This is a genomic window from Pseudochrobactrum sp. B5 (assembly GCF_001939785.1).
Lineage (GTDB): Bacteria > Pseudomonadota > Alphaproteobacteria > Rhizobiales > Rhizobiaceae > Pseudochrobactrum > Pseudochrobactrum saccharolyticum.
The window spans coordinates 1,042,885-1,064,273 of the sequence record NZ_MOYL01000001.1 but is presented as its reverse complement, the minus strand read 5'-3'; the positions used below and the strand labels follow the sequence as shown (position 1 = coordinate 1,064,273).

Genomic DNA, 21,389 nt, shown 5'->3' with positions numbered 1-21,389 from the left:
AAACCGGCCTTTTCGTATTCGTCTTATACGCTACCCGGATAATTCGGGCTTTCACGGGTGATGGTCACGCCGTGCGAATGGCTTTCACGCAAGCCCGCATTGGTGATACGGACAAATGTTGCCTTCTCGCGGAATTCCGGCAGTGTTTTAGCACCGACATACCCCATAGAAGCACGCAGACCACCGGCCAGCTGATGCAGGATATTGGCAACAGGGCCTTTATAGGCAACCTGACCTTCAATACCTTCCGGCACCAGTTTCAGCTCATCACGCACTTCCGCCTGGAAGTAGCGGTCAGCGGAACCGCGTGCCATCGCACCAACGGAACCCATACCGCGATAGGACTTATAAGAACGTCCCTGATGCAGATAAACTTCACCCGGGCTTTCTTCTGTACCGGCCAGCAGCGAACCGGCCATAGCAGCCGATGCACCGGCAGCCAGTGCCTTGGCGAAGTCACCGGAGAATTTGATACCGCCGTCAGCGATAACCGGAATACCGGCTTTCTGGGCGACTTCAACCGCACCCATAATCGCGGAAAGCTGCGGTACGCCAACACCGGCTACAATGCGTGTGGTGCAGATCGAGCCTGGTCCGATACCGACTTTAACCGCATCGGCACCGGCATCAATCAGAGCCTGTGTTGCCGCACCGGTTGCCACGTTACCGGCAAGAATACGTACATCGGAAGACAGTTTCTTCATGCGGGTGACCGCATCGAGAACACGCTGTGAATGACCATGGGCAGTATCAACCACCAGCAGATCAACACCGGCTTCGATCAGGCGTTCCGCGCGTTCAAAACCATCATCGCCAACGGAAGTTGCAGCAGCGGCACGCAGGCGACCCTGCGCATCTTTAGCGGCATTCGGGTTGAGCTGCGACTTTTCCATATCCTTAACGGTGATCAGACCGGTGCAACGACCCTGCGCATCAACAACCAGCAGTTTTTCAATGCGATGTTGGTGCAGAAGGCGCTTGGCTTCTTCCTGATTAACGTTTTCACGCACGGTGACCAGATTTTCACGGGTCATCAATTCGTAAATTTTCTGTGCCGGATCAGAGGCAAAACGCACATCGCGGTTGGTCAGAATACCGACCAGACGACCCGGGCCTTTGCCCGCATTTTCGACAACCGGAATACCGGAAATACCGTGCATACGCATCAGTGCCTGTGCATCAGCCAATGTTGCGTCAGGGCCGATAGTGACAGGGTTTACAACCATGCCGGATTCGAATTTCTTAACGCGCAGAACAGCTTCTGCCTGCAATTCCGGTGTCAGGTTGCGGTGAATAACGCCGATACCACCAGCCTGCGCCATAGCAATTGCAAGACGGGATTCGGTTACTGTATCCATCGCTGCGGAGAGCAGCGGCAGGTTCAGTTCAATGCCTTCAGCAATGGTGGTGCGCAGATCGACCTGACCAGGCATAACCTCGGAATGACCGGGTTGCAGCAGGACATCATCAAAAGTCAGCGCGTATGCGCCGGTGGATGATTCAACAATTTTCGCCATGGCCAATTCCTTTAAACAGGTAAAACACCCTGTGGGAGCAGAGGGTGCAACGACTCTTATCGTTTCAATTGAATTGGCAGCGGCTGGTAACACGGATATGACTTTTTGAAAAGACTATTCGTGAAAATCGCGTAAATTTTACCAGATCTTGTATCAGGCAGCTTCATTACAGCAAAACCGGCGATCAAATTCCTGCCGCCCCTGCGCCGTAAAATAAAGTGCACGACCCTGCTCGCGGCGCAGCCAGTTGCGCTCCAACATCATATCCAGCACTGCCGCACCCAGCGCACCGCCGAGGTGATGACGGCGCTCACTCCAGTCCAGACAATGCAGGCAAAGCGGACGGCGTTTGCCTTCCAACGGCTTCAACTCAAGACCAAGCGTGTGGAAAAATTCACGCCCCTCCGAAGTCAGCTGAAGTGCATCCTGCTCTGAGTGTTCGAGATAATTACGCGCCGTCAGACCATTGAACAGCGTGACACCCGCCTCACCCGCCAGATGATCGTAGCAAATCCGCGCTTCCCGCAAAGCTGCATCTTTCGGCCCTGTACGTACCCGCACAGCACCCGTGCGTTGCGCCAGCCCCATAAGGGCTTCAAGCACTTGCGCCACATCTGCTCCCGACAGGCGGAAATAGCGATGCCGCCCTTGTTTTTCTGCCGTGAGCAAACCGGCTTCGCTTAATTTGGTGAGATGTCCGCTGGCCGTCTGCACGGTGACACCGGCCACACCTGCCAATTCACTGACCGTCAAAGCACGGCCATCCATCAGCGCCGTGAGGATATTTGCGCGGGCGGGGTCGCCGATCAATGCGGCAACAGAAGCTATGACAGGACCATCTTTCATAGTTCGATGATAGCCGAAGCATTGATGCAACTCAATGGGGTATTTGCCTGCTCAGAAACGAACTAGGAGTCTCCCCATGATCGCTGTTATTTTTGAAGTCCACCCAACTAAAGGACAGAAAAACACCTATCTGGATATTGCCGCAGACCTGAAAGCGGAATTGCATAAGATTGACGGTTTTATCTCCGTCGAGCGCTTTCACAGCCTGACTGATCCGGACAAAATTCTCTCCCTCTCCTTCTTCCGCGATGAAGAAGCCGTGAAAAACTGGCGCTCAAGCTTTATGCATCGCTCGGCGCAAGCTGCAGGGCGCAGCGGTGTTTTTGCCGATTACCGGCTGCGGGTGGCAGATGTCACCCGCGATTACGGATTGAACAGCCGCGAACAGGCACCGCAGGACAGCCGCAACTTCCATCATGAGCGGGAGCTGGCCTGACCCAAAATATCAGCCTGCCCATTCACTACACCAGATGTCGCGTCCAGAACGATATCTCACCAAACTTGGAATATGCTCTGGTCAGCATTGCAGTGATCTTCAATCCAACATTTACGCATCTCATTCATCTGGTGATTTATCTGGGAGGAAAATCCATGAGCAGCAACCGTGGTGTCGTCTATACGGGTCCGGGGCAGGTTGAAGTACAGAATATTGCAGATCCGGTTTTTGCCGATCCGACGGGGCGCAAAATCGAACATGCCGTTATCCTGAAAGTTATTACCACCAATATTTGCGGCTCTGATCAGCATATGGTGCGCGGCCGCACTACGGCGGAAGCAGGTCTTGTGCTTGGCCATGAAATCACCGGTGAAGTGATTGAAAAAGGCGCGGATGTTGAAATGCTGGAGATCGGCGATATCGTCTCTGTGCCGTTCAATGTCGCCTGCGGCCGCTGCCGCACCTGCCGTGCGCAGGATACCGGCGTGTGCCTCACCGTTAATCCGTCCCGTGCCGGCGGTGCCTATGGTTATGTGGATATGGGCGGCTGGATCGGCGGTCAGGCCAAATATGTCACCATTCCTTATGCAGATTTTAACCTGCTGAAAATTCCGGATCGTGACCGTGCGCTGGCCAAAATTCGTGATCTGACCATGCTTTCCGATATTCTGCCAACCGGCTTCCACGGCGCGGTTAAAGCCGGTGTCGGCGTTGGCTCGATTGTTTATGTGGCCGGTGCAGGCCCTGTCGGTCTGGCAGCTGCCGCCTCTGCCCGTATACTCGGTGCGGCTGTAGTGATGATCGGCGACTTCAACAAAGAACGCCTTGCCCATGCCAAAAAAGTCGGTTTTGAGCCGGTTGATCTTTCGGCTTCCGATCGTCTTGGCGATCTGATTGCCGATATTACCGGCAGCAATGAAGTGGACAGCGCCATTGATGCTGTGGGCTTTGAAGCACGCGGCCATGCAGGCGGCGAGCAACCGGCAATTGTTCTCAATCAGATGATGGAAATCACCCGTGCGGCAGGCAATATCGGTATTCCGGGGCTTTATGTGACCGAAGATCCGGGCGCTGTGGACAAAGCCGCCAAAGTCGGCAGCCTGTCTCTGCGCTTTGGCCTTGGCTGGGCGAAAGCACAGAGCTTCCATACCGGCCAGACACCAGTGCTGAAATATAACCGCCAGCTGATGCAGGCCATTCTCTACGACCGTCTGAATATTGCGGAAATCGTTAATGCCCAGCTGATCTCGCTGGATGACGCACCGAAAGGTTATGAAAGCTTTGATCAGGGCGCTGCGAAGAAATTCGTCATCGACCCGCATGGCGATCTGCTGAAATCAGCCTGAGAATAATCAGAAACAGAGCAACCCCGCATGAGATATCACGCGGGGCTGTTTTATATTTACGCCTCTGCAAGGCTCTTTCTCCCTACGTCTCTGCAAGGCTGGTACCAAGAAATAACTGCCCGACACGCGGATCAGCCAGCAGCGCATCTGCCTTGTCATGCATTCGCGTCTGCCCCTGTTCCAGCACCAGACCATAGTCAGACATCGCCAGTGCCGCCTTGGCATTCTGCTCAACCATCAGCACCGTCACACCCTCATCGCGCAGGCGGATCAGCGTGCGGAATGTCTCGCTCACCATTTGCGGCGACAGGCCGATGGATGGTTCATCAATCAGGATCAGTTTCGGATCAAGCAGCAATGCGCGGGCAATTTCCAGCTGTTTCTGCTGACCGCCGGAGAGTGTAATCGCCTGCTGGTTGGCTTTCTCTTTGAGGATCGGAAATTGCTCCATCACCTCATCAATGCGGCGTGCAACCCTGCTCTGATCCGGTGCGGAAATACCGCCGATCTCCAGATTATGCTTCACCGACAGCATAGGAAACAAGTTGCGCCCCTGCGGCACATAGCTCACGCCATGTGCCAGCATTTTAGCAGGCGCCTGCCCTGTCACATCCTTGCCATTGAGCAGAACCTGTCCTGAGCGGATATTCAAAAGGCCGAAAATCGCTTTAAAAACCGTAGACTTACCCGCCCCGTTAGGGCCGATCACAGTGGTGATCGTGCCTTTTTCAATGCGAAAAGACGTACCGTTGAGAATGGTCATTTTGCCGTAGCCGCCAAAGACCTGTTTCAGTTCCAGCATGGCTCAGCCTCCCAGATAGGCTTCAATGACGTCCGGATTGTTACGCACGGTTTCCGGATCGCCTTCGGCAATGATACGCCCGTTTGCCAGCACAATAATGCGCGTGCAGAGCGACATGACAAATTCCATATTATGCTCGATCACCACAAAGGTCGCGCCGCGCTCACGGTTGAACGCCTTGAGGCGCTCTTTGAGGTCGGCCAGCATGGTGAGATTAACCCCGCCTGCGGGTTCATCCAGCATCACCAGCTTCGGTCCCGCCATAAAGGCCATAGCCGCATCGAGCAATTTCTGCTGCCCGTAAGACAGTGAACCTGCTTTTTCATAGGTCTGATGTGAAAGGCGGAAGAACTCGATCATCGTCTTCGCTTCTTCAGTCAAACCGGCATCCGGACGACCGAACAAACGCGACAGCATCGAGCCTTTATGCTCCTGACCGGCCAGAATAATATTATCCAGCACGCTCATATCCGGAAACACCTGCAACATCTGAAAGGTGCGGCCGACGCCGAGCTTATTGAGGTCGCTTGGGCGTTTGCCCGCAACATTCTGCCCGTCTACCAGCACCGTGCCGTTTGTGGCAGGCAATTGCCCGAGAATGCAGTTGAACAAAGTGGATTTGCCGCTGCCATTCGGCCCGATCAGGCCGAGGATTTCCCCTTCATGCACCTCAAAGGACACATCATCCACAGCGGTTACACCGCCGAAATTCTTGCTCAGATTACGCACAGAAAGAACGGGGTTCATTGGTTTTTCTCCCCGTTGCTGTCGAGCGCAGCTTTTGTCGTCCATGCGGTTGCCTGCGGATTACGGCGCTGCTTGAGTGCATTTTTAGCGCGCTCTGCCAGTCCCAAAAGTCCTGTCGGGCAGAACACCATCAGCACAATCACCAGCACCGCATAGAGCATCAGATAATAGCCCTCGGTAAAGCGCAGGAATTCCGGCGCCAGTACGATGAGGAAAGCCCCCAGCACCGGCCCGAAGAAGAAGCCAGCACCGCCGACAATTACCATCAGCAGGATTTTGAGCGAGATCGGCAGACCGAAGGAATGCGGCTCGATATATTGGGTGAGCTGCGCAATCAGACCGCCCGCAAGACCGCCATAGGCAGCACCGATAGCAAAGGCCAGCAAAGTCATTTTACGAACATCAACGCCCAGACTATTGGCGCGGATCGGGTTCTCACGCAGGCCTTTAAATGCCCGCCCCCAAGGAGAGCGGATAATGCCGTAAAGCGCCAGCACCATCACCACAAACAGGCCAAGCACGAAATAATAAAACGGCGTGGCCATCATGGTTTTCATACCAAAAATTTCCGGACGCGGAATGCCAGTCAGGCCGTATGTCCCGCCTGTCAGCCATTCTTCATTGCGCAGCACGAGAATAACCAGCGCATTGAAAGCCAGCGTGACAAAAGCCAGAAAATGATGCTGCACCCGCAAGGCCGGATAACCGAGCAGCAGCCCAAGCACAAAGCACAGCAGCATTGCCGCAATCAGCGCGAATGGCCATGCTATACCCGCCATCGTCATCAGCGCCACAGTATAGGCACCCAGCGCCATAAAACCGGCCTGCGCCAGCGAAATCTGCCCTGCATAGCCAAGCGTCAGGTTAAGCCCCATGGCAGCAATGGAATAGATCAACCATGAAGACAGCACCAGCAGACCATAATTGCTCTGCGAGAATGGCAAAGCAATCAAAACGGCCAGACCGGCGAGCAGAAGGAGTATTTTGCGAAGGCTCATATTGTCCGTCCTTCCGCCTTGCCGAGCAGCCCCTGCGGGCGCACGAGAATAATCACAATCAGCAGGATCAGCGGCACGGCCGAGCGATAGGATGCGGAAATATAAGCAGCCGAGAGATTATCAATCACGCCGATCAGCAAGCCACCGGCAAGCGCTCCGCGGATTTGGTTAAAGCCACCGACAATCGCCGCGATAAAGGCGATCAGCCCCAGAGTCTCACCATTGGAGAATTTCGCCAAATAGATCGGTGAAATCAGAATGGAGGCCAGCAAAGCCAGCGCGCCATTGATTAAAAATGTATAAAGAATCATGCGCTTAACCGGCACGCCGAGAATTTCCGCTACCTGCGGGTTTTGTGCCGTTGCCTGCATACAGCGCCCTGTCTTGGTGCCGTTGAGGAAAAACTGCAGCAGTGCCACAGTGCCAAGCGAGATCGCCAGAACCGCAATATCCTGTACCGAGATCGCCGCGCCGAAAATATTCAATGTGCGGTCGGTAAACAGCGCCGGAAACGGCATGGCTTCCGCCGTATAGAATTGTTTGACGCCTTCTTTCAACAGAATGCCCAGCGCAATTGTCGCAATAACAATCGGCAACACGCCATGCGGCAGCAACGGATCAATGATGATACGTTTGAAGCCATAGCCCAGAAACAGCAGTGTAAGCACCAGTGCCAGCAAAATGGCGACCGGAAAACTGAGACCTAAAATCTGCGTGCCTGCCAGCACAAAAAATGCGGGCAGCATGACAAATTCGCCCTGCGCGAAATTGATCGTCTGTGAAGCCTGCCAGAGCAACGTAAAGCCGATTGCCACAAGGGCATAGATCGAGCCTGTTGCCAGACCCGATACCAGCAACTGAAAGAAAGTAGCCATCAGGAAAAGTCCGTTTTGCGGGCATAATCCGGCGGGACATACCCGCCGAATTATACGATCAGCTTAAAGCTTAGGCAGCGTGGAAACGACAGACTGCTTGCCGTCTTTGACTTCCACAAGGAAACTCTCACGGTTCACTTCGCCTTTGTCGTCCCATGTGGTTTCCATCAGAATGCCCGGCTCATCAGCAGGGGTGATGGTCAGCCCGTGAAGCGCATCAGCAAAGGCCTGACGGTCAACTTTGCCGTTCTTCACAGTCACATATTTCACGATATAAGCGCCCATATAGGCTTTGATAGCATTGTGATCCGGCTTGTAACCATATTTGCCTTCGAATTTCTTGGCAAAATCCTGCACAGCCTGCACCGGTGCATCGGCTGTCAGCCCGACATGGCCGCGCACACCGTTCACTGCATCACCGGCCAGATCAATCACCTTCTGGTTCATCAGCGTGGTTTCACCAAAGATCGGCTGCTTCACGCCCTGCTTCTGCATTTCTTTCAGCAAACGTGCGCTTTCTTCTTCATGCAGATAGGCAAAGATCACATCGGCATTGCTGTCTTTAAGCTTCACCACGTCAGCAGCGAAATCCGCCTGACCGACTTCACTGGACACATCACCGACAAGTTTGATGCCGCGTTTGTCGAGTTCTGCAACAAACGCATCGCGTCCGCCTTTGCCGAAATCATTATTGACCCATGCAACGGCTACGGTTTTAGCGCTCAGCTCATCGGTAAGATATTTCACCAGTTTCGGCATCGACTGCTGCGCGCCGAAGGATGTGCGGAAAATATAAGGATTGCCGAGATCGGTGATGAATGGTGCTTCCGCACCAGTCAGCTGCGGCACGCCATTCTGCATGGCAACCATCATATTGACTTTGACCGAACCGGAATAAATCGGCCCCATAATCACATAAGCGCCGTCGTCAATCGCCTTCTGCACCATAGCGCGCGAAGTCGTTGCATCGGTCTGCGTGTCATAGTCTGTGACTTCGAGCTGCTGTCCGAGTACGCCGCCTGCGGCATTGATCTCTTCAACAGCCAGCTTCAGACCGTCGCGCCAATTCGTGCCAACGGTCGCGCCTGCGCCGGACAGTTCAATCACGTCTGCGATTTTGATGGTTTCCGCCGCAAAACTCATTTGCGGTAATGCTGCTGATAATGCAGCTGCTGCAGTTAAAGCCAGTAAATGTCTTCTGTTCATAAACCCCTCCCAAGGCTCCCCGACCGGATGGGATTTCATTCTGTCTGCACAATCATTCACATCATTATTGTCAGCACAAAAACAACATATGTTTTCAGCCTTACAGAAATGTATATTCAATGACCGGAGTTTCAGCCCATCATAATCTGATTTAACGGCTTGTTTGCACAGTTGCAAGCACAGGCTTAACCAATAAAGCCCGATATTGCCGCATTGCCGGAATGCTCCGATTTTATCCCCGTAAAACATATATAATTGTCAGTATTTCATCGGCCAAAACTGTCTATGGTGCGGATTGTTTTCAATTCTGCAGAACCGGCGAAAATCATCTCTGCCGGTTTCTGAAATATCCGTCAGTCATTCAATAAAACAGGGGAGCGCAAGTGATGAGTAACAAAAACATCCTCAGAATAATATCCGGAACCACACTCTGTCTGGCACTGCATATTGCATCAGTATCCGCTGCCACCGGATTACCCGGCGGGGCATCATCGCTCTCTGAAACTTACGGCAACTGGACAGTCTCCTGCCTTGTTCAAAAACAGGATGAAGCGCAAAAAGTCCTCTGTTCCATGTCACAGCAGCAGGTTGATGATAAAAGGCAGCGGGCACTTGCCGTTGAACTCAGCCCCGATAAAAGCGGTGCATCCGGCGCATTTATTCTGCCATTTGGCCTCAATCTCAGCGCCGGAGCGGTTTTGCAGATTGATGAAACGACTGCCGACAAAGCTGTTGCATTCTCAACCTGCCTGCCAGCCGGCTGTATTGTACCCGCCAGTTTTGATACAGCGAAGACAGATGCTTTAAGTAAGGGGCAGAACCTGTCTGTCCTCATACAATCTGCGGACGGGAAAGACCTTAAACTCGCAGTCCCGCTGGATGGCTTTGCTTCCGCTATAAAACGCACCAGAGAATTGCTGAAATAAGTGTCCGCTCATAGTACAAAACAAAAAAGCTCCGGCGAACCGGAGCTTTTCTTTTAGGTACAGACCCGATCAGTAGGGTGAATCAGGGAAGTAGAATTCCTGCGCATTGTCCTTGGTGACAAGGGTTGCATCCAGAATATAACGTCCGCGCACCGGCACCTGATCGTAGAAATTGGCAACGGTCAGTTCCATTGCAGTTGCAATCATTGCTGGCGGATAGAGTACATCTACCGGCACCATTGCATCGCCGTCGGCAACCTTTTTAATCATTTCTTTCATGCCGGCACCGCCGACAACCATTTTAATATCTGTGCGTTTGGCCTGCTGAATGGCTTCAAGAGCACCAACGCTCATATCGTCATCCTGCGTCCAGACCGCATCGATCTTCGGATATTTAACCAGATAATCCTGCATCACTTTAAAGGCATCATCGCGCGACCAGTTGCCGAACTGCTTATCCAGCACTTTGATGTCGCTGCCGGCCACTGCGCCGTCAAAACCCTTTTGGCGTTCTTCATCAATCACAATCGGCAGACCGCGGATAACCACGACATCGCCTTTGCCAAGCGTATCTTTCAGATACTGACCGGCAACGCGGCCGAGTTCTTCATTATTACCGGCAACATAAAGATCCTGAATGGACTGATCGGACAATGCGCGGTCAACAACGGTAACGAAAATGCCCTTATCCTTCACCTGACGGATCGGATCGGTCAGCTCATCAGAATTGTGCGGCAGTGTTACCAGCGCATCCATGCCCTGCGTGGTCAGATCTTCCAGAGCATTGGCCTGCGAAGCGCCGTCCGGTGAGGTTTTGATGACAATTTTCAGACCCGGATGGCTCTTTTCCAGAACCGCTTTAGCCCGTTCTGCGTGATAGACAACGCCGCCTGTCCAGCCGTGGTCAGCCGCCGGTATCGACACGGCAATCGTGACTTTCTTTTCTTCCTGTGCCTGAGCCGCTGTCCCGAACAGGGCAGCAGCACAAACAGCACCTAACAGAATATTTTTCATGGTCTCACTCCCTGATATTTGGCCTGACGACACGGCGGTCCGGCCTCCCCTCCGCCGCTTTGCGACAGCGGAGCCACAGCCCCGCCGCCAAGTACATCTGCAATTACTGACGCCGCGACAATGACCGCTGCACCAGCATTGCAATAATGATAATCGCGCCCTGCACTGCGCCGATCAGATATTCACTGACCAGATCAGACAGAACCATAATATTACCGACAACCTCCAGAATGAGTGCACCGCAAACAGTGCCCCAGATGCGGCCAACACCGCCGCGCAAGGCTGTGCCGCCAATCACCACTGCGGTAATTGCCTGCAATTCCCACATCAGACCTGTGGTCGGCGTGGCTGCGCCCAGACGCGGAATGTAAATCAGAATAGCGATGGCAACGCAGATACCCTGAATGACAAAAGCCATTGTGCGCACGCGGTTGACCGGAATGCCGGAATAACGCGCCACATCCTGATTGGAACCAACCGCGATAATATGGCGGCCAAAAGCTGTGCGGTAGAGAATGAAAGATGCAATCAGTGCCACGACAATGATCGCAACAATCGGCACCGGAACGCCCAGAATATTGCCGAAATAAACCGGACGATAGGCTGCCCGCAGCTCCTGCGATTTCATGGCAATGGAACCGCCCTCAGCCAGATAGATGGTGAGTGCGCGGAATATCCCCATTGTGCCGAGTGTAACGATAAATGGTTCGATACGTCCGAGTGTGGTGGTGACGCCGTTGGCCAGTCCGCAAAGCGCGCCGACAACAATGGCAATACAGGCAGCCACCAGCAACATCGGCAAAATGCCGGTGATGATGCCGGAATTCATGAACATGATCGTGACAGCAGCGACAAAGGCAGACATCGAGCCGACAGACAGATCAAGACCGCCGGACGAGATCACAAAGGTCGCGCCGATAGCGATAATCGCGATGAATGCGCTGCGGGTTGCAATATTCAGCAGATTGTCCACACCGATGAAATTGGAGTTCACCAGCGTTCCGAAAACCAGCAGAGCCGCCAGCGCCACGAAAGGGGCAACAGCACGCAAATCCATATCCTGCCAGAAACGGCGTTCTGTTGTATTTTGCGGAGTGGTTTTAGCCTGTTCTGTCATAGCGCCTCTGCAAAAATTGCAGCCTCTGAAGATGTGACACCGGTAGCGTGCACAACAATTTCATTCTCGGTCATTTTGTCTCCGCTGATTTCCGCAACGATACGGCCATTGCGCATCACCAGTGCGCGGTGACACAGGCCGATCAGTTCCGGCATTTCCGAAGAAATCACGATAACGGCTTTGCCCTGCGCGGCCAGCTCAGCAATAAAGCGGTAAATCTGCTCTTTGGTGCCAATGTCGATACCGCGTGTCGGTTCATCAATGATCACAATATCCGGCTCTAGCAGCATCATTTTTGCCAACAGCAATTTCTGCTGATTACCGCCTGAAAGCTGTCCGGCGAGAAGGTCAGGATTACGGGTACGGATATCAAAATCCCCGATTGCCTTTTCCAATGCTGCAGCCTCGGCAGTGCGGTCAATCTGCAAGCCTGAAAACTGACTTAAAGCGGCCAATGTCAGATTGGTGCGCAGGTTTTGTGCCAGCAACAGTCCTTTGCCTTTGCGGTCTTCACTCAGGTAAACAAGTCCGGCATCCATGCTCTCACGGGCATTATGAAAGCGCCGTGCGGTTCCGTTGACACGCACAGTACCATGCGCATGACGCAAGCCCACCACGCCCTCGCAAAGCTCGGTGCGACCCGCGCCGATCAGCCCTGCAAAGCCAAGTATCTCTCCTTTATGCAATGTGAAGCCGCAATTACTCGCATAACCCGGAACGGTAAAATCCGAGACTTCAAGCACAGGCGTTTTGACCTGCGGGATAACGCGTTCAGGATAAAGCTGGGACATATCCCGCCCGACCATCAGCTGCGCCATATCCAGCGGTTCCAGCCCTTCCGCCTCGCGCGTTGTAATCATCTGCCCGTCGCGCAGCACTGTCACACGATCGGCAATGGCTTTCACCTCCGGCAGGCGGTGTGAAATATACAAAATCGCTGCACCGCGATTACGGATAGCCATGATGACTTTGAGCAAAGCTTCAGTTTCAACCGGCGTCAGCGAAGCGGTCGGTTCATCAAAAATCACCAGTCGGTGCGGCACCAGCAATGCTCGGGCAATCTGCACCAGCTGACGTTGCGCAATCGACAATTGTTCAACACGGGTCGTCGGGTCGATATCAGCACCGAGATCTGCAACTGCCGCTCTGGCCTGCGCATTCATGGCACGGTCATTCAGCATCAGGCCTTTGCGCTGCTCGCGGCCGAGGAAAATATTCTGCGCAACCGTCATATCCGGTGCCAGCAAAATCTCCTGATGCACCAGCACAATACCGCGATGTTCCGCATCTACCGGCCCTGACAGCACAACCGGCTGCCCATCAATAAAGATTGTGCCTTTGCTCGGACTTAAATGTCCGGCCAGCAGTTTCATCAGTGTTGACTTACCGGCACCGTTCTCGCCGATCACCGTGTGAATTTCACCCTCACGGATATCCAGCGTAATATCGCGCAGCACTTCCACCGGTCCAAAACTTTTGGCCAGTCCCTCAACACGCATAAAAGGTGGTTTGCTGCTCGTGTCTCGTTCTGTCATCGCAAATTTGTCCAGACATTGCCTGCTTTGGATGAAGCCACAGAAGCTTCAATAAAGCGCATTCCTTCAAGCCCGTCCTCAACAGTCGGATATAGTACCGCCGCATCCGGTTTTTCACCGTTACGCGCTGCGTGGATAGCGCGTGCTGCTTCCGTGTAAATCGTGGCAAAACCTTCGAGATAACCTTCCGGATGCCCGCCCGGAATACGGGTAACACGGTTTGCAGATGCACCGGCTCCGGCACCGCCACGGGTGATGAGTTGCTTCGGCTCGCCGAAACGCGTGAACCACAGATAGTTCGGATCAGACTGCGACCATTCCAGCCCGCCTTTGCTGCCATAGACCCGCAGTTTCAGCCCGTTTTCATTGCCAACGGCAACCTGACTTGCCCATAACATGCCGCGTGCGCCGCCTTTGTAGCGCAGCATAATCTGCACATCATCGTCCAGCGCCCGCCCCTCAACAAAACTGGTCAGCTGCGCCAGCACAGCCTCGGCTTCAAGACCGCTGACAAATCCGGCCAGATGATAGGCATGGGTGCCGATATCACCGATTGCGCCACCGGCGCCGGAGCGTTTCGGATCAGTGCGCCATTCAGCCTGTTTATTACCGCTCAGCTCACTGCGCTCGGTCAGCCAATCCTGTGCATATTCGGCCTGCACAACACGGATATCGCCCAGATCACCATTGGCCACCATTTCCCGCGCCTGCCGGATCATCGGATAGCCACTGTAATTATGGGTCAGCACAAAGATTTTGCCGGACTGCTGAACGGTTTCAACCAGTTGCTCGGCTTCAGAAACTGTTGTTGTCAGCGGCTTGTCGCAAATTACGTGAATGCCTGCGGCCAGAAAAGCACGGGCAGCTGTGCCATGCAGATGGTTCGGCGTGACTATAGCCACAGCCTCAATCCCATCCGGCCTTTTGCTTTCAGCCAGTGCCATTTCTTCAAAAGACGCATAAGAGCGCTCAGACGAAATACCCAGCTCTTGCGCAGAAGCACCTGCGCGTGCCGGATCGGATGAAAGCGCACCGGCGACCAGTTCATACTGATCGTCAATCCGCGCTGCAATGCGATGCACGGCGCCGATAAAAGCGCCCTGCCCGCCGCCGACCATGCCAAGTCTGATACGATGTGCTGCGTTTCCCATAGCCACCTCCTCTTAACCCAGACCGAGCATTTTACGGTTTGCCGCATCATCAGTGCCCGCATCGGCAAAATCATCAAAAGCACGCTCTGTAACGCGAATGATGTGATGGCGGATAAATTCCGCACCTTCGCGTGCACCGTCTTCAGGATGCTTCAATGCGCATTCCCATTCAAGCACAGCCCAGCTATCGAAGTCATGCGTTGTCAGTTTCGAGAAAATACCGCCGAAATCGACCTGCCCGTCACCCAATGAGCGGAAACGGCCTGCGCGGTTCACCCAGCTCTGGAAACCGCCATAAACACCCTGTCGTCCGGTCGGATTAAACTCCGCATCCTTGACGTGAAACGCTTTGATGCGTTCATGATAAATATCAATGAAATCAAGGTAATCGAGCTGCTGCAGCACGAAATGCGACGGATCATACAGGATATTGGCGCGGGCATGATTTTTCACCCGATCCAGAAACATCTCATAGGAAATACCGTCATGCAGATCTTCCCCCGGATGTAATTCGTAGCAAACATCCACACCGTTTTCGTCGGCATAATTGAGCAGCGGTGTCCAGCGTTGCGCCAGTTCATCAAAAGCTGTCTCTACGAGACCGGCAGGCCGCTGCGGCCACGGATAGACATAGGGCCATGCCAGCGCACCGGAGAAGGATGCCATCGCAGTCAGACCAAGATGTTTGGAAGCCCGCAGCGCGCGGCGCACCTGATCTTCCGCCCATTTCTGCCGCGCCTGCGGATTGCCACGCACTTCCTCATCGGCAAAGCCGTCAAAGGCTGCATCATAGGCCGGATGCACCGCAACAAGCTGTCCCTGCAAATGCGTTGAAAGCTCGGTGATCTCCAGGCCATTATCAGCGGCGATGCCTTTGATTTCATCGCAATAGGTTTGCGAATCTGATGCTTTTTTAAGATCGAACAGGCGCTTATCCCATGTCGGAATCTGCACGCCCTTATAGCCCAGCGAGGCTGCCCATTTGCAGATATTCTCAAAGGAGTTAAACGGTGCCGCATCTCCCGCAAACTGCGCCAGAAATATCGCCGGCCCTTTAATCGTTTTCATCATCCCACTCCCGAATTTTCTGTATCGTTTCTGATGTTCACCGTTGCCAGAAGTGCAACTAAACGTAACAATTCACGATATTTTCCAGATATTCCTGACGACCGGAAACCGGCTGCGGCTCAATCCCGCTGTCACACACATAGGCAGCAATGTCTTCCAGTGATTGTTTGCCATGCAACATGGCCTGCGCCTGCGGCTGCTGCCATCCGGCATAACGTGCATCAAGCGGAGCGGACAAAGCTTTATCCTCAATCATTTTCGCTGCGGCTTTAAGCCCGCGTGCACAGCAATCCATCGCGCCGATATGCGCAATCAGCAGATCCTGCGGGTCGAGCGACTGACGCCGCAATTTGGCATCAAAATTTGTGCCGCCGGTAGTAAAGCCGCCGCCTTGCAGAACCTGATAATAGGCCAGCGCCATTTCCGGCACATTGTTCGGAAACTGGTCTGTATCCCAGCCGGACTGGTAATCATTGCGGTTCATATCGATGGAGCCGAAAATGCCCAGCGCATTGGCCATTGCCAGCTCATGTTCAAATGAATGACCGGCAAGAATGGCATGCCCCTGCTCGATATTGACCTTCACCTCGCCTTCCAGACCATAGCGCTTGAGAAAGCCGTAAACGGTGGCGACATCAAAATCATATTGATGCTTGGTCGGTTCCTGCGGCTTAGGCTCGACAAGGATTGTGCCTTTGAAACCGATTTTATGCTTGTAATCGACCACCAGCGAGAGAAAGCGCCCCATCTGGTCAAGCTCGCGCCCTGCATCGGTATTCAGCAGGGTTTCATAGCCTTCACGCCCGCCCCAGAGCACATAATTCTCACCATTCAGGCGGTGCGTCACATCCATGCAATGCTTAACCGTCGCGGCAGCATAGGCAAAAATTTCAGGATCAGGATTGGTGGCAGCACCGGCCATATAGCGGCGATGCGAGAAAAGATTGGCGGTCCCCCAGAGCAGTTTGACGCCCGTCTGGTTCATCTTCTCCTGAAGATAATCGGCCATGTGGTCGAGATTGGCCGATGTTTCCGCAAAATTTTTGCCCTCGGGGCGGATATCCGCATCGTGGAAACAATAATAAGGTGTACCGAGCAGCGTAAACAATTCAAAGGCCACATCAGCTTTGTGCTTCGCGTGATCCAGCGTGTCGCCGAACCACGGGCGCTCAAAAGTCTGCCCGCCGAACGGATCGCCGCCAACCCATGCAAAACTGTGCCAATAGGCAATGGCAAAGCGCAGGTGATCTTCCAGCCTTTTGCCCAGCACAACCTCGTCCGGATTGTAGAAACGATAGGCAAGCGGATTGGTGCTTTTCTCACCCTCATAGCGGATGGGTTTATCCAATCCGAAGAAACCTGTGCTCATGCCGTTACCCTCTGTGCGTTATTATTATTTGTCACCAGCAATTTTGATTTCTGAACTTCCGTCTCCGCATCAACGCGAAGCAAAGATGTGATTGCACAGCCTTGCAGGATCAGCGGCTGTTCCGACGGATAGCAACGAATGGTCAGATCTTTGGGCGATTGCAGGCCGTTACGCGGCCCGACCTGCCGTCCATCGGCAAGATCGCCGCTGATGGTCTGGCGCAATTCATCCTCAATGAGATCAAAGGCGTGCACACCGGGGCCGACAAAGGCCAGCGGCACCGGATCAATCAACGAGAAAATGCTGCGCAAGGCAAAACCAAGCGCCTTGCCTGCCTGTTGGAAAGCCTGCCGTGCAACGCCGTCTGCCGTTCTGGCCTCATGCGCCAGCGCATAAAAATCGCTTTCGGGAATCATCGCCACGGACGCACTGTTTTCATCAACACCATGCGCCTTGCGCCAGATGCCATAATCACTGGCATAGGCCTCAAGACAACCGTGGCGACCACAGCGGCACAAAGCGCCATCCGGCATATAGACCACATGACCGAATTCCGCAGCAGACGAGCGCGCACCGGAAAACGGTTCGCCTTTCAGATACAGCCCCATGCCGATACCGGACGAAAACAAGATCGCCGCGAAATCACCGTGGAAGATATCCGGCTGCGACCAGCGCAAGGCTTCGGCGATCATCAGACAGTCGTTAAAAACCATCACCGGAACATCAAAAGCCTGTTTCAGGAAATCCGCGATGGTTACATTTTCCGCACCGATTGTCGGTGACCAGACCAGCATCTGATGGGCAGCATCGGTCATGCCCTGCACGCTCACAGAGATATGGCGCAGATTTTTCGCCTGATCAGGATAGCGGCTAAGCAATCCGCTGATCTGCCGCTCCAAGGCTGCAAGAAGTGCATCCGGCGCTATAGTCAGCGTATCAAGCTGCAATTGCTCAAAGGCAATTCTCTGCCCCGCATAATCGAACAGGTCTACGTCAATCACATTCAGCGCGATATTGACCGCAACGACAGATGCGCATTGCGGATTGAGCCCGAGCAAAACCTGCGGACGGCCACGCTTGCCCTCAGCATTATTCGCGGCTTCTGTTTCTGGTACTTCAACGAGCACCTGTTCTGCCAGCAACATGGCACTGATAGCGGAAATTGTGGAGTGGCTCATGCCGGTCATGCCGGCGATATCCGTGCGTGACAGGCTGCCGGACTGCCGCAGCAATCGCAGAATCCGTCGCCGGTTTTGCCAGCGCAACTCTTCAGATCGTGAAACGCCTCCCGTCACACGACACCTCCCTTATAACGGAACGGTTCTTAGCGACCTGTTTCCGTCTGTCTCCTCTGCGGATAAGACTGGCACGGATTTTTCTGCTTGTCATCTATTTTTCGAGTATCGAAAAAAATAAGATTTCTATGTGTCGGCAATAAAATCAGACCGGATAATTAAAAAATGAAGGCTGATGACAGGGAAATAAAAGAATCACATGCCGCATCGGCTGGTGCGATTCGGATAAATTACAATTTTCGGAAAATTCGATTCTTCTTCAGAAAATACCGCTGACACGGAAATATACCGTATCAAAACAATGAATTACCGCTTTAAGCGGATAAATCTCTGTATTTTGTAAAGTGAGAAGAAGATTGGCTGGGGAACCTGGATTCGAACCAAGACTAACGGAGTCAGAGTCCGTCGTTCTACCATTAAACTATTCCCCAGCATCGCTGCTCTGTGAGAGCGAAGCGGTGACGCTCGCGGCGCCGTGGGTGGTCATATAATTGATATTTTCACAAATGCAAACCCTCTTTGCACTGATTTCAATATATTTTTCCACAGATCACAAAATTCTCCTTTCTCTTAGCAATTTGCGCCCCTTGGTAAATCGGCAAAGGACTGTTACATTAAGGGCAACGTGAAATAGTCTGCACCATGCCTGCGTCCCTGAAGGGTTCGCGCGGTGCCAAAAGGACAAAAACTTTGAAGAACCCCGATCTGCACACCCCAAAGGTGTCTATCAACGGGGCGTCTGGCGGCAAAGAAGGAAGAACATCTTCCTCTGAGCCGCCGAATACAGGGCAACGGTCAGGCCGTTCTCCTGTCGGCTCATCGTCACCAAAGTCCGTGGCAGATGAATCGGGGCGCTTCGATAAAAAACAGCGCAAACGCGCGCGCCGGCGAAAAGCCGGTAAGCATAATGGCTCGGAAACGATGTCAGCCGGTGCACAAGGGTCTTCCCTTGCCGCCGAACGGGTTTCTGCAAACAGCGATAAGTCATCCTCAGCTAAATCAGCGCGTGCAGAAAACGCCTCCGGCAATCATGCACCGAAAAGCGAGCAGAAAAACGGCCAAAGAAACGGGAAAAAACTCTCGAACCGCCGCAGACGCTCGCGTCGTAAAAAGCAGGACAATCCGGCCGCAACCGATAATATAGCTGCGGCACCGTCTGCTCAGTCCGCTTCGCAAGCGCAAGCCGCCAAGCACGGCCATGCACCGAACCGCCAAAGCCCGAAACCAATTGCGGCCAGAGCAGAGCATAATTCCGGTCATGCAGGTGAAAACCGCGCGCCACAGGTTGCGCAGCCGCGCGCCTATGAGCCGCCACTTTATGCAGCGCTTGATCTTGGTACCAATAATTGCCGTCTGCTGATTGCAACGCCGAGCAGACCCGGACAATTTCGCGTTGTCGATTCCTTCTCGCGTATTGTGCGTCTTGGTGAAGGCTTCGGCACCAGCGGCCGCCTGAGCGATCAGGCAATGAACCGTGCGATTGAAGCGCTGAAAATCTGCCGTGATAAGCTTGAAAGCAAGAATATCCGCCGCAGACGCCTGATCGCGACGGAAGCCTGCCGCTCGGCCAGCAATGGCGCGGATTTTCTGGAGCGGGTACGCGAGGAAGCCGGTCTTGAGCTGGAAATTGTGGACCGTCAGACTGAAGCAAGCCTTGCGGTTTCCGGTTGCGGCACACTGGTCAATCGCGAGACCGATGCGCTTGTGCTGTTTGATATCGGCGGCGGCTCCTCGGAAATCGCCCTGATTGATGTGACCTGCCGCCGCTCTTCGCGCCTTGCCGAACACATTACCGCATGGACCTCCCTGCCCGTAGGTGTTGTCACTCTGGCGGAGAAATTCGGCGGACGCGATGTTACGCCTGAAAATTATGCGGAAATGGTTGCCTATGTTGCCGGTATGCTGAATGATTTCAGCGAGCGGCACAAGCTTGGCGAGCTTGCCCAAAGTACGCATTTCCATTTGCTTGGCACATCCGGTACGGTAACCACGCTGGCAGGCATTCATCTGGGGCTTGAGCGCTATGACCGTCGCCGCGTGGATGGCATGTGGATGGGCTCGCAGGATGTGACTGACATGACCGCCAAGCTGTTGTCATGGGATTTCAAAACCCGTGTGGCCAATCCGTGCATCGGTGCAGACCGCGCTGATCTGGTGCTGGCCGGTTGTGCTATTCTCGATGCCATCCGTCAGATCTGGCCGAGCGAAAGATTGCTGGTTGCCGATCGCGGCTTGCGTGAAGGTATCCTCACTGAATTGATGTCCCGCGATGGTGCATGGCGCCACCGCCGCCCTCATCAGGCAAAAGAAACTTATATGAAAAACGGTTCCGGCAGGGACACGCAGCTAAAGGGCAGACAGTCGATATGAGCGGTTCTGGAAGCAAGTCCGGCAAATCAAAATTCGGCAACACCACCGGTGGCCGTGGCGGCGCAGGCACGCGCGGCATGCATGTGCGCGTCAAGAAAAAGGCCGGCACGATCAAAGAAACATCGCGTCGCTGGCTGGAACGCCACCTCAACGACCCTTATGTGCAGCAGTCCAAGGCAGACGGCTATCGCTCCCGCGCGGCCTATAAGCTGATCGAGATCAACGAGCGCTATAATATTCTGAAAAAAGGCCAGAAGATTATCGATCTGGGTGCGGCCCCTGGTGGCTGGAGCCAGATTGCTGCGAAGATCGTCGGCTCCAATGATGAGCAGCCGCATGTTGTCGGCATCGATTATCTCGACGTTGATCCGTTGCCGGGTGTAGCACTCCTGAAAATGGACTTTCTGGATGATGAAGCACCGAATGCCATTATGAATGCATTGGGCGACTCACCTGATCTGGTGATTTCTGATATGGCGGCACCAACCACCGGTCATCGCCGCACCGACCATCTGCGCACCGCGCATCTTTGCGAAGTAGCAGCGCATTTTGCTGTTTCGGTGTTGAAACCGGGCGGTCACTTCCTGACCAAAACCTTTCAGGGCGGCACCGAGAACGACCTGCTGACCATGCTGAAACAGAATTTCCGCTCGGTTCATCACGTCAAGCCGCCTGCATCGCGCGCGGAATCCGTTGAGCTTTATCTTCTCGCCCGTGATTTCAAAGGCCGCAAGGAAGATGACAGCGAAGAATAAATTCGCCTCATTCTAT

Annotated in this window: 19 protein-coding genes and 1 tRNA gene; 5 read left to right on the top strand and 15 right to left on the bottom strand. The window is 53.8% G+C overall.

What is annotated here, in order from left to right:
* Positions 1 to 23: 23 nt before the first annotated feature.
* Entirely contained in the window at positions 24 to 1,517 is a 1,494-nt protein-coding gene (guaB, locus tag BKD14_RS04670; protein ID WP_075654446.1) for an IMP dehydrogenase, read from the bottom strand.
* A 153-nt stretch (positions 1,518 to 1,670) separates the two neighbouring features.
* On the bottom strand, positions 1,671 to 2,363 hold the full coding sequence (locus BKD14_RS04665; protein ID WP_075654445.1) for a winged helix-turn-helix domain-containing protein: 693 nt from the start codon (positions 2,361 to 2,363) through the stop codon (positions 1,671 to 1,673).
* 76 nt (positions 2,364 to 2,439) lie between these two features.
* On the opposite strand from BKD14_RS04665, the gene BKD14_RS04660 reads away from it, so the two are divergent.
* Positions 2,440 to 2,799 carry an antibiotic biosynthesis monooxygenase gene (locus BKD14_RS04660; RefSeq protein WP_075654444.1) on the top strand — a complete coding sequence of 120 codons (360 nt, stop codon included), beginning with the start codon at positions 2,440 to 2,442 and terminating at the stop codon, positions 2,797 to 2,799.
* 155 nt (positions 2,800 to 2,954) lie between these two features.
* A complete protein-coding gene (gene fdhA / locus BKD14_RS04655; protein WP_075654791.1) occupies positions 2,955 to 4,145 on the top strand; it encodes a formaldehyde dehydrogenase, glutathione-independent in 1,191 nt (396 codons plus the stop codon).
* Positions 4,146 to 4,227: 82 nt separating this feature from the next.
* On the opposite strand, the gene BKD14_RS04650 is transcribed toward fdhA, so the two are convergent.
* From BKD14_RS04650 to BKD14_RS04630, 5 genes are all read right to left on the bottom strand, one after another.
* Positions 4,228 to 4,947, bottom strand: coding sequence for an ABC transporter ATP-binding protein (locus BKD14_RS04650; protein ID WP_075654443.1), 720 nt, complete (start codon positions 4,945 to 4,947; stop codon positions 4,228 to 4,230).
* A gap of 3 nt (positions 4,948 to 4,950) precedes the next feature.
* Positions 4,951 to 5,694, bottom strand: coding sequence for an ABC transporter ATP-binding protein (locus BKD14_RS04645; protein ID WP_075654442.1), 744 nt, complete (start codon positions 5,692 to 5,694; stop codon positions 4,951 to 4,953).
* Complete coding sequence (locus BKD14_RS04640) at positions 5,691 to 6,692, bottom strand: branched-chain amino acid ABC transporter permease (protein ID WP_075654441.1); 1,002 nt, start codon at positions 6,690 to 6,692, stop codon at positions 5,691 to 5,693. The genes BKD14_RS04645 and BKD14_RS04640 overlap by 4 nt, the downstream gene beginning before the upstream one ends.
* Positions 6,689 to 7,567, bottom strand: coding sequence for a branched-chain amino acid ABC transporter permease (locus BKD14_RS04635; protein ID WP_075654440.1), 879 nt, complete (start codon positions 7,565 to 7,567; stop codon positions 6,689 to 6,691). Before BKD14_RS04635 ends, BKD14_RS04640 begins: the two co-directional genes overlap by 4 nt.
* Before the next feature lie 63 nt (positions 7,568 to 7,630).
* Complete coding sequence (locus BKD14_RS04630) at positions 7,631 to 8,773, bottom strand: ABC transporter substrate-binding protein (protein WP_075654439.1); 1,143 nt, start codon at positions 8,771 to 8,773, stop codon at positions 7,631 to 7,633.
* A 386-nt stretch (positions 8,774 to 9,159) separates the two neighbouring features.
* Here BKD14_RS04630 and BKD14_RS04625 point away from each other — a divergent pair, with 386 nt between their 5' ends.
* Entirely contained in the window at positions 9,160 to 9,699 is a 540-nt protein-coding gene (locus BKD14_RS04625) for an invasion associated locus B family protein (protein ID WP_083646806.1), read from the top strand.
* 69 nt (positions 9,700 to 9,768) lie between these two features.
* Here the strand turns inward: BKD14_RS04625 and BKD14_RS04620 are convergent, their stop codons facing one another.
* The 8 genes from BKD14_RS04620 to BKD14_RS04585 form a co-directional block, all read right to left on the bottom strand.
* Positions 9,769 to 10,713 (bottom strand): substrate-binding domain-containing protein, encoded by a 945-nt coding sequence (locus tag BKD14_RS04620; protein WP_075654438.1) that lies wholly within the window; start codon positions 10,711 to 10,713, stop codon positions 9,769 to 9,771.
* A 103-nt stretch (positions 10,714 to 10,816) separates the two neighbouring features.
* Positions 10,817 to 11,770, bottom strand: a complete 954-nt coding sequence (locus BKD14_RS04615; protein WP_225688359.1) for an ABC transporter permease — start codon at positions 11,768 to 11,770, stop codon at positions 10,817 to 10,819.
* Positions 11,771 to 11,826: 56 nt separating this feature from the next.
* Complete coding sequence (locus BKD14_RS04610) at positions 11,827 to 13,365, bottom strand: sugar ABC transporter ATP-binding protein (protein WP_075654436.1); 1,539 nt, start codon at positions 13,363 to 13,365, stop codon at positions 11,827 to 11,829.
* Positions 13,362 to 14,516: a Gfo/Idh/MocA family oxidoreductase gene (locus tag BKD14_RS04605; protein WP_075654435.1), complete on the bottom strand. Its 1,155-nt coding sequence runs from the start codon at positions 14,514 to 14,516 to the stop codon at positions 13,362 to 13,364. Before BKD14_RS04605 ends, BKD14_RS04610 begins: the two co-directional genes overlap by 4 nt.
* 12 nt (positions 14,517 to 14,528) lie before the next feature.
* Positions 14,529 to 15,584 (bottom strand): sugar phosphate isomerase/epimerase, encoded by a 1,056-nt coding sequence (locus BKD14_RS04600; RefSeq protein WP_075654434.1) that lies wholly within the window; start codon positions 15,582 to 15,584, stop codon positions 14,529 to 14,531.
* Between the two features lie 58 nt (positions 15,585 to 15,642).
* Positions 15,643 to 16,953: a xylose isomerase gene (xylA, locus tag BKD14_RS04595; protein ID WP_075654433.1), complete on the bottom strand. Its 1,311-nt coding sequence runs from the start codon at positions 16,951 to 16,953 to the stop codon at positions 15,643 to 15,645.
* Positions 16,950 to 18,248 (bottom strand): ROK family protein, encoded by a 1,299-nt coding sequence (locus BKD14_RS04590; protein WP_075654432.1) that lies wholly within the window; start codon positions 18,246 to 18,248, stop codon positions 16,950 to 16,952. The genes xylA and BKD14_RS04590 overlap by 4 nt, the downstream gene beginning before the upstream one ends.
* 357 nt (positions 18,249 to 18,605) lie before the next feature.
* Positions 18,606 to 18,679, bottom strand: a tRNA-Gln gene (locus BKD14_RS04585).
* Positions 18,680 to 18,890: 211 nt separating this feature from the next.
* Between BKD14_RS04585 and BKD14_RS18990 the strand changes: the two genes are divergently transcribed.
* Positions 18,891 to 20,618, top strand: coding sequence for a Ppx/GppA phosphatase family protein (locus BKD14_RS18990; RefSeq protein ID WP_139316324.1), 1,728 nt, complete (start codon positions 18,891 to 18,893; stop codon positions 20,616 to 20,618).
* Positions 20,615 to 21,373: an RlmE family RNA methyltransferase gene (locus BKD14_RS04575; RefSeq protein ID WP_022711220.1), complete on the top strand. Its 759-nt coding sequence runs from the start codon at positions 20,615 to 20,617 to the stop codon at positions 21,371 to 21,373. The genes BKD14_RS18990 and BKD14_RS04575 overlap by 4 nt, the downstream gene beginning before the upstream one ends.
* Positions 21,374 to 21,389 lie beyond the last annotated feature (16 nt).

Bases quoted from the DNA above. Each gene is read 5' to 3' on its own strand.
- BKD14_RS04635 (WP_075654440.1), bottom strand. From the start codon at position 7,567: ATGGCTACTTTCTTTCAGTTGCTGGTATCGGGTCTGGCAACAGGCTCG.
- BKD14_RS04650 (WP_075654443.1), bottom strand. From the start codon at position 4,947: ATGCTGGAACTGAAACAGGTCTTTGGCGGCTACGGCAAAATGACCATT.
- guaB (WP_075654446.1), bottom strand. From the start codon at position 1,517: ATGGCGAAAATTGTTGAATCATCCACCGGCGCATACGCGCTGACTTTT.
- BKD14_RS04600 (WP_075654434.1), bottom strand. From the start codon at position 15,584: ATGAAAACGATTAAAGGGCCGGCGATATTTCTGGCGCAGTTTGCGGGA.
- BKD14_RS04575 (WP_022711220.1), top strand. From the start codon at position 20,615: ATGAGCGGTTCTGGAAGCAAGTCCGGCAAATCAAAATTCGGCAACACC.
- BKD14_RS04640 (WP_075654441.1), bottom strand. From the start codon at position 6,692: ATGAGCCTTCGCAAAATACTCCTTCTGCTCGCCGGTCTGGCCGTTTTG.
- BKD14_RS04605 (WP_075654435.1), bottom strand. From the start codon at position 14,516: ATGGGAAACGCAGCACATCGTATCAGACTTGGCATGGTCGGCGGCGGG.
- BKD14_RS04630 (WP_075654439.1), bottom strand. From the start codon at position 8,773: ATGAACAGAAGACATTTACTGGCTTTAACTGCAGCAGCTGCATTATCA.
- BKD14_RS04610 (WP_075654436.1), bottom strand. From the start codon at position 13,365: ATGACAGAACGAGACACGAGCAGCAAACCACCTTTTATGCGTGTTGAG.
- BKD14_RS04625 (WP_083646806.1), top strand. From the start codon at position 9,160: ATGAGTAACAAAAACATCCTCAGAATAATATCCGGAACCACACTCTGT.
- xylA (WP_075654433.1), bottom strand. From the start codon at position 16,953: ATGAGCACAGGTTTCTTCGGATTGGATAAACCCATCCGCTATGAGGGT.
- BKD14_RS04665 (WP_075654445.1), bottom strand. From the start codon at position 2,363: ATGAAAGATGGTCCTGTCATAGCTTCTGTTGCCGCATTGATCGGCGAC.
- fdhA (WP_075654791.1), top strand. From the start codon at position 2,955: ATGAGCAGCAACCGTGGTGTCGTCTATACGGGTCCGGGGCAGGTTGAA.
- BKD14_RS18990 (WP_139316324.1), top strand. From the start codon at position 18,891: ATGCCTGCGTCCCTGAAGGGTTCGCGCGGTGCCAAAAGGACAAAAACT.
- BKD14_RS04645 (WP_075654442.1), bottom strand. From the start codon at position 5,694: ATGAACCCCGTTCTTTCTGTGCGTAATCTGAGCAAGAATTTCGGCGGT.
- BKD14_RS04620 (WP_075654438.1), bottom strand. From the start codon at position 10,713: ATGAAAAATATTCTGTTAGGTGCTGTTTGTGCTGCTGCCCTGTTCGGG.
- BKD14_RS04615 (WP_225688359.1), bottom strand. From the start codon at position 11,770: ATGGATTTGCGTGCTGTTGCCCCTTTCGTGGCGCTGGCGGCTCTGCTG.
- BKD14_RS04660 (WP_075654444.1), top strand. From the start codon at position 2,440: ATGATCGCTGTTATTTTTGAAGTCCACCCAACTAAAGGACAGAAAAAC.